Origin of the sequence: Variovorax sp. J22P240, assembly GCF_030316855.1 — a bacterium.
Lineage (GTDB): Bacteria > Pseudomonadota > Gammaproteobacteria > Burkholderiales > Burkholderiaceae_C > Variovorax.
In genome coordinates this window covers 12,968-26,986 of the sequence record NZ_JASZYR010000005.1, presented here as the reverse complement: position 1 = coordinate 26,986, position 14,019 = coordinate 12,968, and the positions used below count along the sequence as shown (strand labels likewise).

Here is a 14,019-nt window from a genome sequence, read left to right as displayed (position 1 = left end):
GTCGCCGCGCGACGATGGTCCGGCGTTGCGCGACGATCGGTCGGCTTAAGCTCGGCCGCCATGTCTTCCACGCTGAACGCTCTCGCCGCCATCGCACTCTGGGCCACGCTTGCTTCGCTGGGCACATCGCTCTCGCATCTGCCGCCCTTCCTGCTGACCGGCCTCGCGCTGATGATCGGCAGCGTGATGAGCTGGCCGCTGGTGCTGCGCAATCCCCGCGCATGGGCGGTGCCGGTGCGCACGCTGGCGCTGGGCATCTACGGCCTGTTCGGCTTTCACTTCCTGCTGTTCATCGCGCTGCGGCACGCGCCTCCGGTCGAGGCCAATCTCGTGAACTACCTCTGGCCGCTGTTCATGGTCGTGCTGGCGCCTGTGCTGCTGCCGGGCGTGTCGCTGCGCCCGATGCACGTGGTGGCGGCGCTGCTGGGCTTCGCGGGCGCGGCGATCGCGATCCTCGGTGCACGCAGTGGCATCTCGACGAGCGCCGGTGGCAGCTACTGGGGCTTTCTGCCCGCGCTGGGCTCGGCTTTCATCTGGGCCAGCTACTCGCTGTGGACGCAGCGCGTGGCCGCCTTTCCGACCACCGCGATCGGCCTCTTCGGACTGGTGTCGGGTGCGCTCTCGCTGGGGTGCCACGCATTGCTGGAGCCCTCCGTCGCGCTCTCATCGCGCGACTGGCTGCTCGTGACGTTGTGCGGACTCGGCCCGCTGGGCGCCGCCTTCTTCTTCTGGGACATGGCGCTCAAGCGCGGCGACGCGCGGCAGATCGGAATCCTGAGCTACATCACGCCGCTGGCGTCGACCGCATTGCTGCTGCTCGTGACGCAGCGCCCGTTGAGCTGGACCATCGCGCTCGCCGCCGTCCTCATCATCGCGGCTGCGGTGATGGGGACACGGGCGCGAGGGTAGTCAGTCGGCGACCTTGAGAACCAGCTTGCCGAAGTTCTCGCCGGTGAAGAGTTTCGTCAGAGCCTCGGGAAAGGTCTCGATGCCTTCGACCACGTCTTCGCGACTCTTCATGCGGCCATCCTTGAGATAGCCCGACATCTCCGACACCGCGAGGTGATAGCGATCGGCGTAGTCGAACACGACCATGCCCTGCATGCGCGCCCGGTTCACCAGCAAGCTCAGGTAGTTCTTCGGACCCTGCACCGGCGTCGTGTTGTTGTACTGACTGATGGCGCCGCAGATGATGATGCGGGCACCGCGCGCCAGCTTGGCCAGCGCCGCGTCGAGGATCTCGCCGCCGACGTTGTCGAAGTAGACGTCCACACCCTTCGGGCAGTGCGTCTTCAGGCCTTCGCGTACGGCAGCGGGGCCGGCCTTGTAGTCGATGCAGGCATCGAAGCCCAGTTCCTTCACGACCCACTCGCACTTGGCCTGACCGCCGGCAATGCCGACCGCGCGACAGCCCTTGATCTTCGCGAGCTGGCCGACGGTCTGGCCGACCGCGCCAGCGGCACCGGAGACCAGGACGGTTTCGCCGGGCTTGGGTTCGCCGATGTCCATCAGGCCGAAGTACCCGGTCATGCCCGGCATGCCGAGCACGTTGAGCCATTGCGTGATTGAGCCGACATTCAGGTCGATCTTCGTGAGGCCGGCCCGCTTGATCTCCTCCTGCGGGACCAGCGCGTACTCCTGCACTCCGAGCGTGCCGTACACGATGTCCCCGACCGCGAACGCCGGGTTGCGCGAGGCCGTCACGCGCCCCACGCCACCGGCGCGCATGACGGCGCCGATCTCGACGGGCGGGATGTAGCTCTTGCCTTCGTTCATCCAGCCGCGCATGGCGGGGTCGAGCGAGAGCGACAGCGTCTTGACGAGAACGCCGCCTTCGGCCGGCTCGCCCGCCGGCTCGGTGGTGAACTGCCAGTTGTCGCGCGTGGCCATGCCTTCGGGCCGCTTGGCGAGGCGGACCTGGTGATTGGTGAGGGTGCTGCTCATGCTCATGTCTCCTTGGGAGCTGTCTGGGGCAGCCGGATCGTAGCCCCGGCCTCCTCGCGCGCCGGTAGCGAAGGCGACAAGCAGCAGGCCGTCAGAAGGGGTAATGCCTCGGTGTGGTCTGCACCGTGATCCAGCGCAACTCTGTGAAAGCCTCCACACCGGCCTTGCCGCCGAAGCGGCCGTAGCCCGAGGCCTTGACGCCGCCGAAGGGCATCTGCGCCTCGTCGTGCACCGTGGGGCCGTTGACGTGGCAGATGCCGGCCTCGATGCGACGCGCGACATTCCAGGCGCGCGCCACATCGCGGCCGAACACTGCGGAAGAAAGGCCGAACTCGTTGTCGTTGGCCGTCGCGACGGCCTGCTCCACGCCGTCGACACGCACGACCGCCTTCACCGGTCCGAAGGATTCCTCGCGGTAGATGAGCATGTCGGGCGTGACGTGGTCGAGCACCGTGGCCGGCATCAGCGTGTTCTCGGCGCGGCCACCGCACACCAGCTTCGCGCCCTTGGCAAGCGCGTCGTCGATGAGTGCGTTGCAACGCGTCACCGTGCTCGCATCGACGACCGAGCCGAGCACCACCGGGCCCTCTCGCGGGTCGCCCACCGGCAGGCTCCTGGCCTTGGCCGCGAACTTGGCGACGAACTCGTCGGCGACGGCCGCGTCCACCACGATGCGTTCGGTCGACATGCAGATCTGCCCCGAGTTGGCGAAAGCGCCGAAGGCAGCGGCATTCACCGCGGCATCGATGTCGGCGTCGTCCAGCACGACCAACGGCGCCTTGCCACCGAGTTCGAGCACCACGGGCTTGAGGTACTTGGCGCAGGTCTGCGCGATGATCCGGCCCACCCGCGTGGAGCCCGTGAAGTTGACGCGGCGCACCGCCGGGTGCGCCACCATCGCCTCGACGACCGCGCCCGCATCGGCCGGTGCGTTGGTCACGAAGTTCACCACGCCGGGCGGCAGGCCGGCCTCGTTGATGGCGTCGACGATGAGCGCGTGCGTCTCGGGGCACAGCTCCGATCCCTTGAGCACCACCGTGTTGCCGCAAGCCAGCGGCGTCGCGATGGCGCGGGTGGCGAGGATCACCGGCGCGTTCCACGGCGCGATGCCGACCACCACGCCGGCCGCCTGCCGCACGCCCATCGAGAGGCTGCCGGGCACATCGGACGGGATGACCTCGCCACTGATCTGCGTCGTCAGCGCGGCGGCTTCGGTGAGGATGCCGGCGGCCAGGTGGACATTGAAGCCGGCCCACATCGCCGAGGCGCCCGTCTCGCGCGCCATGGCTTGCACGAAGGCGTCGGTGCGGGATTCGAGCGCATGCGCCGCCTTCAGCAGCAAGGCACGACGTTCACCCGGCCCGGTCTGCGACCATGCAGCAAAAGCGGCGTGCGCGGCTTCGACGGCTGCAATCGCATCTGCCGGCGTAGCCGCCGGCGCGCGCGTGGCAACTTCTCCGTCGAGCGGATTGCGCCGCTCGAAGCTGGCACCGCCCGCGGCCTGGCGCCGCTCGCCGTTGATGAGCATGGAGATGGTGGTCATGCGAAGTCCTCTAGCTGAAAAAGGGATTGGGGTGATTCAGGCCACACCGAGATAGGCCTGCCGGATCACGTCGGAATGAAGAAGGTCTTGCGCATCGCCCGAAGCGACGATCTTTCCGCGTTCCAGCACATAGCCGCGGTCTGCCGCCTGCAGCGCCTTGCGTACGTTCTGCTCGACCATCAGCACGGTCACGCCCTGGGCCGCGATGCGACGCACGATGGCAAGCAGTTCATCGACCATGCGAGGCGCGAGGCCGAGCGAGGGCTCGTCGAGCATCAGCAGGCGCGGCCCACTCATCATGGCGCGCGCGACGGCCACCATCTGCTGCTCGCCGCCGCTCATCGTGCCGGCGAGTTGGGTGGCGCGCTCCTTGAGGCGCGGGAAATCCTCGAAGGCGCGGGCCAGGCGTTCACTGCGCAGGCGCGGCGGCGAGAGCCAGGCGCCCAACTCCAGGTTCTCGGTGACCGTCATCTGCGGGAAGAGCTGCCGGCCCTCGGCGACCAGCGCGAGCCCCTGGCGCACACAGGCCGTGGCCTCGCCCGAAGGCAGTGCCACGCCGTCGAGCACGACCTCGCCGTCTCGCGGCAGCAATCCGGCGAGGGCCTTCAGCAGCGTCGTCTTGCCGGCGCCGTTCGGCCCCAGCACGACGGTGATGCCCGGGAGCACGTCGAGGTCCAGCCCCTGCAGCACCTGGAAGCCGTGATAGCCCGCGGCCAGACCGCGAACCCGTAGCTCGCTGGAACTCATGCCGCGCCCTCCATCTCGTCACCCAGGTAAGCCTCGACCACCTCGGCGTTGCGCACCACGTCGGCGGGCGTGCCGTCGGCGATCTTGCGGCCCTGGTGCAGCACGAGCACGCGCTCCACGTATTTCAGCAGCGTCGTGACCGCATGCTCGATCCACACCACCGTGAGTCCGTGGTCGTCGCGCAGCCGGCGAATGCGGCGCGCCATTGCGTCGACTTCCGCTTCGGTCAGGCCTGCCGCGACCTCATCCAGCAGCAGCACACGCGGCCGCGTGCCGAGCGCCATGCCGATCTCCAGCAGGCGCTGCTGCGACGGCGTCACGTCCGCCGCGATGCGATCGGCCAGCGCGGAAAGCCCGAGCATGTCGAGGATGTCACCCTCGCTGCGCAGGCCGGCGATCGGCGTGCGATGGCGTCCCGCGAACTGCATCCCGAAGCGCACGTTGTCGGTGAGCGTCAGGTCGGCCATCACGCGCGGTGTCTGGAAGGTGCGTGCGATGCCGTGCGCCGCGTAGTGATGCGGACCGCGTCCCGTGAGATCGACCGAGCCCTGCACCAGCAGCTTGCCGGAGGTCGGCGGGATGACGCCGGAGACGGCGTTGAAGAAGGTGGTCTTGCCCGCGCCGTTGGGGCCGATGATGCCGACCAGTTCCCCCGCATGCAGCCGTGCGCTGACGGCATCCACGGCAGTCAATCCTCCGAAGCGCACCGTGAGTTCGCGGGCTTCGAGCAAGGGGATCGCGGCCATCACCTGCGCTTCAGTCATGGCCGTTCCCCCGCAACGCGGCGGCCTTGCGCTGCCACAGCGACGCCAACCCGTTGGGCAGGTACATCACGCAGAGAATCAGCAACAGCCCCAGCACCATCATGTAGCCGTAAGGCAACTGCAGCCGCAGCGTCTCCGCCAGCAGGCTGAAGACGACCGCAGCGACGACCGGGCCGCCGATGCTCGCCGCGCCGCCGATCAACGCGATCAGCACGGTCTGGAAGCCGATGAAGGGGCTGAACACCGCCGCCGGTTCGATGTAGGTCCAGCGCACCGCCATCGCCGCGCCGACGGCACCGGCAAAGGCGGCCGTGAGCGCGAAACCGGCGATCTTGTAGCGCCGCGTATCGACGCCCAGCGTCTGCGCGCGCTGCTCGTCGGCACCGATGCCCGCAAGCGCGAGGCCGAAGCGGCTGCGCTTCACCGCGATCGCGGTGGCGATGGCGGCGCCGGCGATCGCGAGCACCGTCAGGTAGACCGTCTCGTTCGACGGCACGACTGCGAGCACGCGGCCCACCGTGCCCGAGACCTGCTTCTCGACGAAGGTGACGGCATGGCGGATCAGCTCGGTCATGCCGAAGGTCAGCACGGCGAAATAGGTTCCGCGCAAGTGCAGCACGGCCGCCCCCATGACCACGGCCACCACGCTCGCCACGACCGCGCCGCTCACGATGACGAGAGGCCAGGGCAGCACCTCCAGCAAGCTCGCGCTCGAATACGCGCCGAGGCCGAAGAAGGCCGAGGTCGCGAGAGACAGGTAGCGCGTCGCGCCGCAGAACAGCGACCAGCTCGTCGCGAGTGCGATGTACATGAGGCAGCTCAAGGCCACCGACACCACGAAATCGGAGGCGATCCATGGCACCCCGGCGGCGAGCGCCAGGCCGATGCCCAGCGTCAGCCAGGGCCTGTTGGCAAGAGGTGCCCTCATCGCGAGAACAATCCGTTGGGCCGCCAGATCAAAACACCGATGAACACGGCGTACGACAGCAGCATCTTGAGCGAGGGGCTCGTGAAGTACATGCCCAGCGCTTCGACCACGCCCAGCAACAATCCGCCGACCAGGCTGCCCGCGATGCTGCCGAAGCCGCCCAGCGTGATGACGATGAGCGCCGTGACGGTGTAGGGCTCGCCCATCGAGGGCGAGATCTCGTAGGTCATCGACAGCAGCGCACCCGCCACGCCCGACAGGCCCAGGCCGATGCCGAACATGAGCGGATGCAGCCGCTTGGTATTGATGCCAACCAGCTGCGCGCCGACGGGCGACTGCATCAGCGCCCGCACGGCCTTGCCCAGCAGCGTGAGCTTGAGCAATGCGATGAGTGCGAGACTGAGCGCGAGCGCGATGCCGAACAGCACCAGCTTGTTGGCGGTGAAGCGCATGTCGGCCACCTGCACCGGCTCCGCCAGGTACTCGTAGCCGCGCAGGTCACCGCCCCAGATCAGCAGCGCCGTGTTCTGCACGAGGAACATCAGGCCGAAGCCGACCATGAGGCTGCGCGCCTCGAACACATCCACGTTGGGCGCCCTCGCCGCGACTTGCCGGAAGCACAGCCAGTGCACCGCCATGCCGATCAGCATCAGCACTGCGAAGGCCACCGGCAGGAACACCAGCGGCGAAATGCCCCACGTCGTGTGCGCCCACCAGGTCAGGAAGGCGCCGAGCATCAGGAACTCGCCGTGCGAGATGTTCATGATGCGCATCAGGCCGTACTGCAGGTTCAGTCCGATCGCCACCAGCGCATAGATGCCGCCCGTGATCAATCCGCCGGCCAGCAGTTCGGCCCACCCAGTCAACGACACGCTTATTTCCAGGCCGGCTTCGGCTTCAGTTGCGCGGTGGCGCGGTCCTTGGGCCACACCACTTCGAATTCACCGTTCTGCCACTGGGCGATAGTGCCCGGAATCGAGGCGTTCTCGCTGCCGTCAAAACGGATCGGGCCCAGGATGGTCTTGAACTCGCTCTTCGCGATGTGGTCGCGCAGCGCCTTGCGGTCGAGCCCCACCTTGCCCACCGACTGCTGCAGGATCTCGAGACCGGCCCACGCGTGGCCGCTGGCCCAGCGGTCCGGCTCCTTGCCGAACTTCTTGCTATGGGCTTCGAAGTAGGCCTTGGCCTCGGGGCTGGTGTTGGCGTTCCACGAGCCCATGCCGATGACGCCTTCGGCATTCCCGGCCATGACGTTCTTGTAGAGCTGGAAGGCGGTCCCCACCGAGGCGTAGAAGTACTTCGGGTTGAATCCCACTTCGCGCGACTGGCGGCTCGCAAGGATGGTGTCCGGCGGGTAGGTGATGCCGATGAAGGCATCGGGGTTCAGGTCCTTCATCGTGCGCAGCACGGGCGCCAGGTCCTTCACGCCGAGCGGATAGCTCTTGCGGTCCACCACCTGGATGCTGGTCTTCTTGAGCGCGTTGTTGAGCGCCGCGAAGTTCTCCAGGCCGAAGAGGTCGTCCATGTAGACGATGGCGATGGTCTTCACGTTGTTCGCCACCATCATGTCGACCAGCGCGCCCATCATCTTGTCGGGCTGCTGCAGCAGCGAGAAGAAGTAGGGCAGGTGCATGTCGATCAGTTTGCGCGACAGAGCCGTGGGCGCCAGCAGCGGATAGCCGAAGCGGTTGGCCAGCGGCGCCACGGCGAAGTTCGCGCCCGAGCCCCAGGGTGGCAGGATGAGATCGACTTTGTCGCTGCCCATCAGCTTCTCGTAGGTGCGCACGCAGGTCTCGGTTTCGCTGCGGTCGTCGTAGCCGATCAGTTCGATGGGCCGCTTCGCGCCCTTGACCGAGAGCCCGCCGGCGGCGTTGACCTGTTCGGCCCACAGCAGGTAGTTGGGCTCCTGGCTGACTTGCGCGCCCGCGGCCCATGGACCGGTGCGGGCGATGGCATAGCCGACGCGCACCGGCGCGCCCTGCGCGAACAGGCGCGGTGCAACGGCGGCTGCTCCGAGAGCGGTGGCGGTTCCCTGGATCCAGCGGCGGCGATTGGCGTGGCGAAACATACGGTCTCCTTCCGGGCGTCGAGGTGCGTCCGGTCCCGGCATCGTAGGAAGAATGGCCCCCCGGCGCTGTGCCCGCTGCGCACAAAGCAGTTGTCGCAGCGTGCACACCGCTAGTGGTTAACCCGCAAGCACTGGCGCGAGCCGTGCACCGGAAAATAGGCGCAGCTTTTCAACGAACCGACCTATGACCGCGTCCCTGCTTCTGTCGACCGACGGCGTCCCTCCGCGCGAACGCGCGCCGGTCTGGCGCGAGTGGGTGTGGCGACACTTCGGCGGGCTCGAGTCGGACCTGTACGGCGACCGCGATTTCGACGGGCATCTCGCGGCCTCGCATGCCGGCGACGTGATCCTCACGCGCCTCGAAGCGAATCGGCATCGCGTACTGCGCACGCCGCAGATGGCGCGCAGTAGCGAGGCGGCCTATCTGAAGATCGTGGCGCCCTGGCAAGGCTCGGCGGAAGTGGCGCAGCGGGGCCGCGAGGCCGCTGTGCGTGCCGGTGGCTGGACGCTCTATGACACCACCGCCGACTACACCGTCGCCAACCCCGAGCGCAGCGACCATCTCATCGTGATGCTGCCGAAGGAGCAGGTCGCAGCACCTGGTCTTCCGCTGGGCGACCTGGTGGCGCGCCGTGTCGGCGGCGGCAGCGGCATCTCGCGCGTGGCGCTGGAGACCATGCGCAACACCTACCTGGAGCTGCCCTACATGAGCGAGGCGGCAGCGCGCGGCGCGGGCGAACTCATCATCCAGCTCGTGCGGCTCTCGCTGATGGAACTGGCCGGGCAGGACACGCCGCGCACGCAGCGCGAGGCGCTCAAGGACCGCATCCGGCAGCACGTGGCACAACACCTGCGCGACCCCGCACTCTCGATCGAAGGCATCGCCCAGGCGCTGCGTTGCAGCAAGCGCCATCTGCACAACGCCTTCGCGGGCGACGACGACACGCTGACCGGCTACATCCTTCACCAGCGCCTGGCGTGCAGCATCCGCGACTTGCAGGACCCCGCGAACGCCACGCGTCCGATCACGGACATCGCGATGTCCTCGGGTTTCAGCAATCTCTCGCACTTCAGCCGCGTGTTCCGCGAACACACGGGCGGCAGTCCGAGCGAATTCAGGCGGCAGGCAGCACGACGCTGACGGCGAGGCCCGGGCTGGCGTTGCGCACGGTGAACGTGCCTCCGTGGGCTTCGGCAACCAGCCGGCAGAGGTACATGCCGAGCCCGACGCCACCGGTGGCGCGCTGGCGGGCACTGTCGGTCCGGTAGAAGGGCTCGGTCAGGCGCTCCAGTTGCGCGGCATCGACGCCCTGACCGAAATCTCGCACTTCAAGTTCGACGCCCTGCCCCGCCCTTCGCAGTGCGATGCGCGGCGGCTGTGCGGCCTCGGCGCCGTGCCGCAGCGCGTTGTCGAGCAAGTTGCGCACGAGGAGGCGGATGCGCGACCTGTCGAGGGTCAGCGTCGGCAGGTCCGCCGCGAAATCCAGCGTGATGCGTTGGCCGTCGGGATGCTCGCTCACCGCCTCGCGAATGAGCGCCGCCAGATCGACCGGCTCGCGGTGCAGCGCCGCATGCGGGCTGGCGAGCCGCTCGCTTTCGAGCAGGTCGGTGATCAGGTCGCGCATCTCCGCAAGATCGCGCAGGAGCGCGGCACGCTCGGTCTCGCCTTCGGGCGTCGCGGGCAGCAATTCGGCGTTGAGTCGCGCACGGGTGAGCGGCGAGCGCAGTTCGTGGCTCAGCGCCAGCAGCAGCGCGCGCTTGGCATCGAGCATGCCCTGGATGTCTCGCGCCATCGTGTTGATGCGCTGCGCCAGATCGCCCAACTCGTCGCGGCGGCGCAGCGGGATCGGCACGTCGAACGCGCCGCGGCCGAAACGTTCGGCACCGGCGCGGATGTCGTCGAGCGGCCGCAGCAGCCGGCGGACGTAGGCATAGGCCAGCATGATCAGCACCAGCAGCAAGGCCAGCGTGATCCAGCCGATGCCCTGCGGCTCGCGCTGCCAGGGCAAGGTGCCGACACCGAAGCTCACGCGATGCCCGTCGGCGGTGGTGCGGCTGAGCCAGTCGCCGCGCGGGCCGAAGCCGTGGGCACGGCGGTCGGGATGCGAGTCCCAGTTCACGCTCGGGCCTTCGATGCGGATGGAGATCGGAAGCCGCGCCACCAGCGCCTGCGCGCGCGCCACGTCGGGCGGTGTGCCCAGCTCGGTCACGATGCGGTCCATGTAGTCGGCAACCACGGGCCGGGCCGCGTCGCGCCAGCCGGTCGAGAAAGCGCGCTGCATGCCGCCGAGGAAGACCGCCGCCATCGCCAGCGCGAGCAGCACGAAGACGATGATCAGGCGCACGCGCAAGGAATGGCGCCAGCGGTGATGCCAGCGATGGCCTCGTCCCGCCTTCACGCCGGCCCGCTCCGGCCGACGGCCAGTGTGTAGCCGGCGTTGCGCAGCGTCTTGATGCAGTCTAGGGGCTCCAGCTTCCGGCGCAGCCGGCTCACCACGATGTCGACGGCGCGCGTGTACAACTCGGCTTCGTGGCCGCGAAGGCGGTTCAGGATGTCGTCACGGCTCCAGACCTTGCCGGGCTGGTCCGCGAGCAAGGCCAGCAACTCGAACTCGGTGCTGGTCAGGTCGACGCGCTCGCCCTGGCGCAGCACCTCGCGCTTGTCGAGGTCGATCGACAGTCCTTCGAATACTCGGCGTTGCGCTGGCGCCGCCGCGGGCACGGTGCGCTGACGCCGCAGGATGGTCTGCACCCGCGCGACCAGTTCGCGCGGCTCGAAGGGCTTGGGCAGGTAGTCGTCCGCACCGAGTTCCAGGCCGACCACGCGGTCCATCACGTCGCCGCGGGCGGTCAGCATGACGATCGGGATGTCGCTTTCCTTGCGGATCTCGCGGCATAACGCAAAGCCGTCCATCTCGGGGAGCATCACGTCGAGGATGGCGGCGTCGTAGCTTTCGGCGCGGAGCTTGGCGAGGCCGTCGCTCGGGCTCGTTGCACTGTCGAGCACGCAGTCGAAGCGAGCGAAGTAGCTCGCCAGCGGAGCGCCGAGGTGCTCGTCATCGTCGATCAGCAGGATGCGCGGCATGAACCATTCTCGCTCGCCCTCAGCACGCCGGGCATCACCACGGATCGACCGGGCCGATGCGGCCGAGATGCGTGTTGGCGAAGCCCGTCGCGTACTTGAGGCCGTAGCCGAGCGCGCGGTCGAAGCCGATGTGGGCGCACCAGATCAACCCGGCGGCCATGGCCACCGGCGCATCACCCAGCGAAGCGATCACCAGCATCGCGACCGGCCCGATGTACGAATGCGCCGTGTTGTACGCCGCCGCACCGACCCGCGGCCCGGCCAGGTAGCCGAGGAAGGACAGATCGGGCAACAGGAACAGCATGGCGAAGGCGCCCCAGCCGGCGCCGAGCTGTGCATAGGCAACGACTGCCGCCACGAGTACAACCAGACCCTCGACCCGCAACACCCAACGAACGCCGCCCGAGGCAGCACCGACCAGAGCGCCGGCCTCCCCTTCCAGAGGGCCGCCGCGCAGGGCCGCTCCCAAGCGGCCGGCCCGTCCCCGGTAGAGGGTAGGCGAAGCGACACGAAGTGCGCGCAGCCTGGGGGCGAGCATCTACCCCCTCCAGCGACGACCGCGTTCCATGAAGTCCCGCACCTTTTGCTGTTGCGCGGGGTTCAGGCTGTCGAAGAAGTCCGCTGCGGCGGCAATCACCTCGGGACTGCCTGCTTGTATCGCCGCCGTCTTGTCCTCGACCAGCTTCTTCGCGCGCTCCTGGTCGAGCTTGGCGCCGGCGAACAGCGAGCGGAACTCGGCGCGCGGATCGCCGCCGCCGCGCAATGCCGCACGTTGCGCCTGCAGCTTCTCGGTGAGCACCGTCAGCTTCTGCTTCTGCGAGACGTCGAGTTCGAGCTTGCCGCTCACGCGCTCGACCATCCTGGTGCGGAACTCGGCCCGGTCCTGCTCCGATGCGCCGCTCCAGCCATGGCGATGACCACAACCCGCGAGGCTGCCGGCGACCAGTGCCGCGCTCGCGATACCGAAAAGGGAACGTTTGAACCAGCGTTTCATGAGAGTCTTCCTTCAACAACGATCGGAATCGATCAGGGAGACCCGATGGTGCGTTCGGGCCGCCGCGAAGTCCTTTCGCGGCGGTTTCGGCGTGTTTCGTTTTATTGCGGCTAGCGAACCAGCGCCGCCGCGGGATCTTCCGCCTCCAGCACGCCCTGCGCCCAGGCTTCGAGCTTGCTCGTGTCGGCCCGCAGCACTTCCTGCTTGACCGCCAGGATCTGCGAGGGGTGCATCGAGAAGCTGCGCAGCCCCAGGCCCAGCAGGAGCCGCGTGAACACGACGTCGCCCGCCATCTCGCCGCACACGCTCACGCCCTTGCCTTGGCGCCGGCACTCGGCAATCGTGTCGGCCACCAGACGCAGCACCGCTGGATGCGCCGGGTCGTACAGATGCGCCACGGATTCGTCGGCGCGATCGATGGCCAGCGTGTACTGGATCAGGTCATTCGTGCCGATCGACAGGAAGTCGAAGTACTTGAGGAAGGTCTTCAACGTCAGCGCGGCCGCCGGGATCTCGATCATCGCGCCGATCTTCACGTTGCCGTGCACCACTCCGCGGTTGTCGAGTTCCGCGCGCGCGAAGTCGATCAGCGAAAGCGTCTGGCGGATTTCGCTCACGTGGGCAAGCATCGGGATCAGCAGGTGGATCTCGCCGTGCGCCGCCGCACGCAGGATGGCGCGCAGTTGCGTGAGGAACATGGCCGGATCGGCGAGGCTCCAGCGGATGGCGCGAAGTCCCAGGGCCGGATTCAGGTGTGCATCGTCGCGCACCGATTTGCCGTCGAGCGGCTTGTCGGCGCCCACGTCGATGGTGCGGATCGTGACGGGCATGCCTTGCATGCCTTCGACCGCGCGGTTGTACGCCTGGTACTGCTCTTCCTCGTCGGGCAGGCGCGTCATGCGCTGCGCCTCGCGGCCCATGAAAAGGAATTCGCTGCGGAAGAGGCCCACGCCGACCGCGCCGGCCTTGACCGCGCCGATCGAGTCCTCCGGCATTTCGATGTTGGCGAGCAACTCGACGCGCTGCCCATCGAGCGTGATGGCCGGCTTGTGGCGCAGCCTCGACAGCCGCCCGCGCTCGAGGTCACCCTGACGCTGCTTGAACCCGTACTCGGCCAGGATGATGGGCGAGGGGTCGACGATCATCACGCCGGAATCGCCATCGATGATCACCCAGTCGTCCTGCCGCACGAGCTGGCTGGCGCTGCGTGCGCCGACCACGGCGGGGATGTCCATGCTCCGCGCCACGATCGCGGTGTGCGAGGTGCGCCCGCCCACGTCGGTCACGAAGCCGGCGAACACGCTTTTCTTGAACTGGAGCATGTCGGCCGGCGACAAGTCGTGCGCGATGAGAACCAGCGGCGCATCGAATGCATCGTTCGCGGTCGGATCGGACTGCTCGCCGTCTTCGTTTTCGGCGGCACGCTTGCGCCGGGGCGGGTTGGGCGCGAGCACCGCCGCCGTCCCTTTCATGCGATGCAGGAGACGCTCGACCACCTGCTCCAGATCGGCCTTGCGCTCGCGCAGGTATTCGTCCTCCATCTCGTCGAACTGCCGCGCCACCACCTCGAGCTGCGTAGTCAGTGCCCACTCGGCGTTATAGAGCCGCTCGACGATCCAATGCTTGACACCGCCCGTGAGCACTTCGTCCTGCAACAGCATCTGATGCACGTCGAGCAGCGCCGAGAGTTCGTGCGGCGCGTCGTTGGGCCCCATCAGCGCCACACTGGCCTGCAGCTTCTGCAACTCCTCGGCCACCGCGTCGCGAGCCATGCGAACGCGATCAATCTCGGTCTCGATCTGCTCCGGCTTGATGAAGTAGTGCGCCACATCGATGCGACTCGACACCACGAGGACCGCCCGCCCGATGGCAATGCCACGGGCAACAGGCAGTCCGTGGATCGCAAACGTCATGCAGCCGCCCCTAAGAAATAAGCGAGCGCGAAG

At 67.9% G+C, this 14,019-nt stretch carries 14 protein-coding genes; 2 read left to right on the top strand and 12 right to left on the bottom strand.

All coding sequences use genetic code 11. The annotated features are described in order from the left end of the window. The first annotated feature begins 60 nt into the window (after positions 1-60). Positions 61-909, top strand: coding sequence for a DMT family transporter (locus QTI24_RS14930; protein ID WP_286601454.1), 849 nt, complete (start codon positions 61-63; stop codon positions 907-909). On the opposite strand, the gene QTI24_RS14925 is transcribed toward QTI24_RS14930, so the two are convergent. The 7 genes from QTI24_RS14925 to QTI24_RS14895 all read right to left on the bottom strand — a co-directional run bounded on the left by QTI24_RS14925 (position 910) and on the right by QTI24_RS14895 (position 7,994). Then, positions 910-1,944, bottom strand: a complete 1,035-nt coding sequence (locus QTI24_RS14925; protein ID WP_286601453.1) for an NADP-dependent oxidoreductase — start codon at positions 1,942-1,944, stop codon at positions 910-912. A gap of 91 nt (positions 1,945-2,035) precedes the next feature. Continuing rightward, positions 2,036-3,487, bottom strand: a complete 1,452-nt coding sequence (locus QTI24_RS14920; protein WP_286601452.1) for an aldehyde dehydrogenase — start codon at positions 3,485-3,487, stop codon at positions 2,036-2,038. Positions 3,488-3,523: 36 nt separating this feature from the next. Next, a complete protein-coding gene (locus QTI24_RS14915; protein WP_286601451.1) occupies positions 3,524-4,234 on the bottom strand; it encodes an ABC transporter ATP-binding protein in 711 nt (236 codons plus the stop codon). Then, entirely contained in the window at positions 4,231-4,998 is a 768-nt protein-coding gene (locus tag QTI24_RS14910) for an ABC transporter ATP-binding protein (RefSeq protein WP_286601449.1), read from the bottom strand. The genes QTI24_RS14915 and QTI24_RS14910 overlap by 4 nt, the downstream gene beginning before the upstream one ends. Continuing rightward, positions 4,991-5,926, bottom strand: a complete 936-nt coding sequence (locus QTI24_RS14905) for a branched-chain amino acid ABC transporter permease (protein ID WP_286601447.1) — start codon at positions 5,924-5,926, stop codon at positions 4,991-4,993. Before QTI24_RS14905 ends, QTI24_RS14910 begins: the two co-directional genes overlap by 8 nt. Then, a complete protein-coding gene (locus QTI24_RS14900; protein WP_286601446.1) occupies positions 5,923-6,798 on the bottom strand; it encodes a branched-chain amino acid ABC transporter permease in 876 nt (291 codons plus the stop codon). Before QTI24_RS14900 ends, QTI24_RS14905 begins: the two co-directional genes overlap by 4 nt. 2 nt (positions 6,799-6,800) lie before the next feature. Further along, on the bottom strand, positions 6,801-7,994 hold the full coding sequence (locus QTI24_RS14895; RefSeq protein WP_286601445.1) for an amino acid ABC transporter substrate-binding protein: 1,194 nt from the start codon (positions 7,992-7,994) through the stop codon (positions 6,801-6,803). Positions 7,995-8,178: 184 nt separating this feature from the next. On the opposite strand from QTI24_RS14895, the gene QTI24_RS14890 reads away from it, so the two are divergent. Beyond that, entirely contained in the window at positions 8,179-9,135 is a 957-nt protein-coding gene (locus QTI24_RS14890; RefSeq protein ID WP_286601443.1) for an AraC-like ligand-binding domain-containing protein, read from the top strand. On the opposite strand, the gene QTI24_RS14885 is transcribed toward QTI24_RS14890, so the two are convergent. The 5 genes from QTI24_RS14885 to ptsP form a co-directional block, all read right to left on the bottom strand. Then, entirely contained in the window at positions 9,110-10,393 is a 1,284-nt protein-coding gene (locus tag QTI24_RS14885) for a HAMP domain-containing sensor histidine kinase (RefSeq protein ID WP_286601442.1), read from the bottom strand. The genes QTI24_RS14890 and QTI24_RS14885 overlap by 26 nt on opposite strands. After that, positions 10,390-11,079, bottom strand: coding sequence for a response regulator transcription factor (locus QTI24_RS14880; protein WP_286601441.1), 690 nt, complete (start codon positions 11,077-11,079; stop codon positions 10,390-10,392). The genes QTI24_RS14885 and QTI24_RS14880 overlap by 4 nt, the downstream gene beginning before the upstream one ends. 34 nt (positions 11,080-11,113) lie before the next feature. Then, on the bottom strand, positions 11,114-11,617 hold the full coding sequence (locus tag QTI24_RS14875; RefSeq protein ID WP_286601440.1) for a DUF4260 domain-containing protein: 504 nt from the start codon (positions 11,615-11,617) through the stop codon (positions 11,114-11,116). Next, on the bottom strand, positions 11,618-12,073 hold the full coding sequence (locus QTI24_RS14870) for a Spy/CpxP family protein refolding chaperone (RefSeq protein WP_286601439.1): 456 nt from the start codon (positions 12,071-12,073) through the stop codon (positions 11,618-11,620). Between the two features lie 110 nt (positions 12,074-12,183). After that, complete coding sequence (gene ptsP, locus QTI24_RS14865) at positions 12,184-13,986, bottom strand: phosphoenolpyruvate--protein phosphotransferase (RefSeq protein WP_286601438.1); 1,803 nt, start codon at positions 13,984-13,986, stop codon at positions 12,184-12,186. Between the last annotated feature and the right edge of the window lie 33 nt (positions 13,987-14,019).

Bases quoted from the DNA above. Each gene is read 5' to 3' on its own strand.
- QTI24_RS14930 (WP_286601454.1), top strand. From the start codon at position 61: ATGTCTTCCACGCTGAACGCTCTCGCCGCCATCGCACTCTGGGCCACG.
- QTI24_RS14925 (WP_286601453.1), bottom strand. From the start codon at position 1,944: ATGAGCAGCACCCTCACCAATCACCAGGTCCGCCTCGCCAAGCGGCCC.
- QTI24_RS14920 (WP_286601452.1), bottom strand. From the start codon at position 3,487: ATGACCACCATCTCCATGCTCATCAACGGCGAGCGGCGCCAGGCCGCG.
- QTI24_RS14915 (WP_286601451.1), bottom strand. From the start codon at position 4,234: ATGAGTTCCAGCGAGCTACGGGTTCGCGGTCTGGCCGCGGGCTATCAC.
- QTI24_RS14910 (WP_286601449.1), bottom strand. From the start codon at position 4,998: ATGACTGAAGCGCAGGTGATGGCCGCGATCCCCTTGCTCGAAGCCCGC.
- QTI24_RS14905 (WP_286601447.1), bottom strand. From the start codon at position 5,926: ATGAGGGCACCTCTTGCCAACAGGCCCTGGCTGACGCTGGGCATCGGC.
- QTI24_RS14895 (WP_286601445.1), bottom strand. From the start codon at position 7,994: ATGTTTCGCCACGCCAATCGCCGCCGCTGGATCCAGGGAACCGCCACC.
- QTI24_RS14890 (WP_286601443.1), top strand. From the start codon at position 8,179: ATGACCGCGTCCCTGCTTCTGTCGACCGACGGCGTCCCTCCGCGCGAA.
- QTI24_RS14880 (WP_286601441.1), bottom strand. From the start codon at position 11,079: ATGCCGCGCATCCTGCTGATCGACGATGACGAGCACCTCGGCGCTCCG.
- QTI24_RS14875 (WP_286601440.1), bottom strand. From the start codon at position 11,617: ATGCTCGCCCCCAGGCTGCGCGCACTTCGTGTCGCTTCGCCTACCCTC.
- QTI24_RS14870 (WP_286601439.1), bottom strand. From the start codon at position 12,073: ATGAAACGCTGGTTCAAACGTTCCCTTTTCGGTATCGCGAGCGCGGCA.
- ptsP (WP_286601438.1), bottom strand. From the start codon at position 13,986: ATGACGTTTGCGATCCACGGACTGCCTGTTGCCCGTGGCATTGCCATC.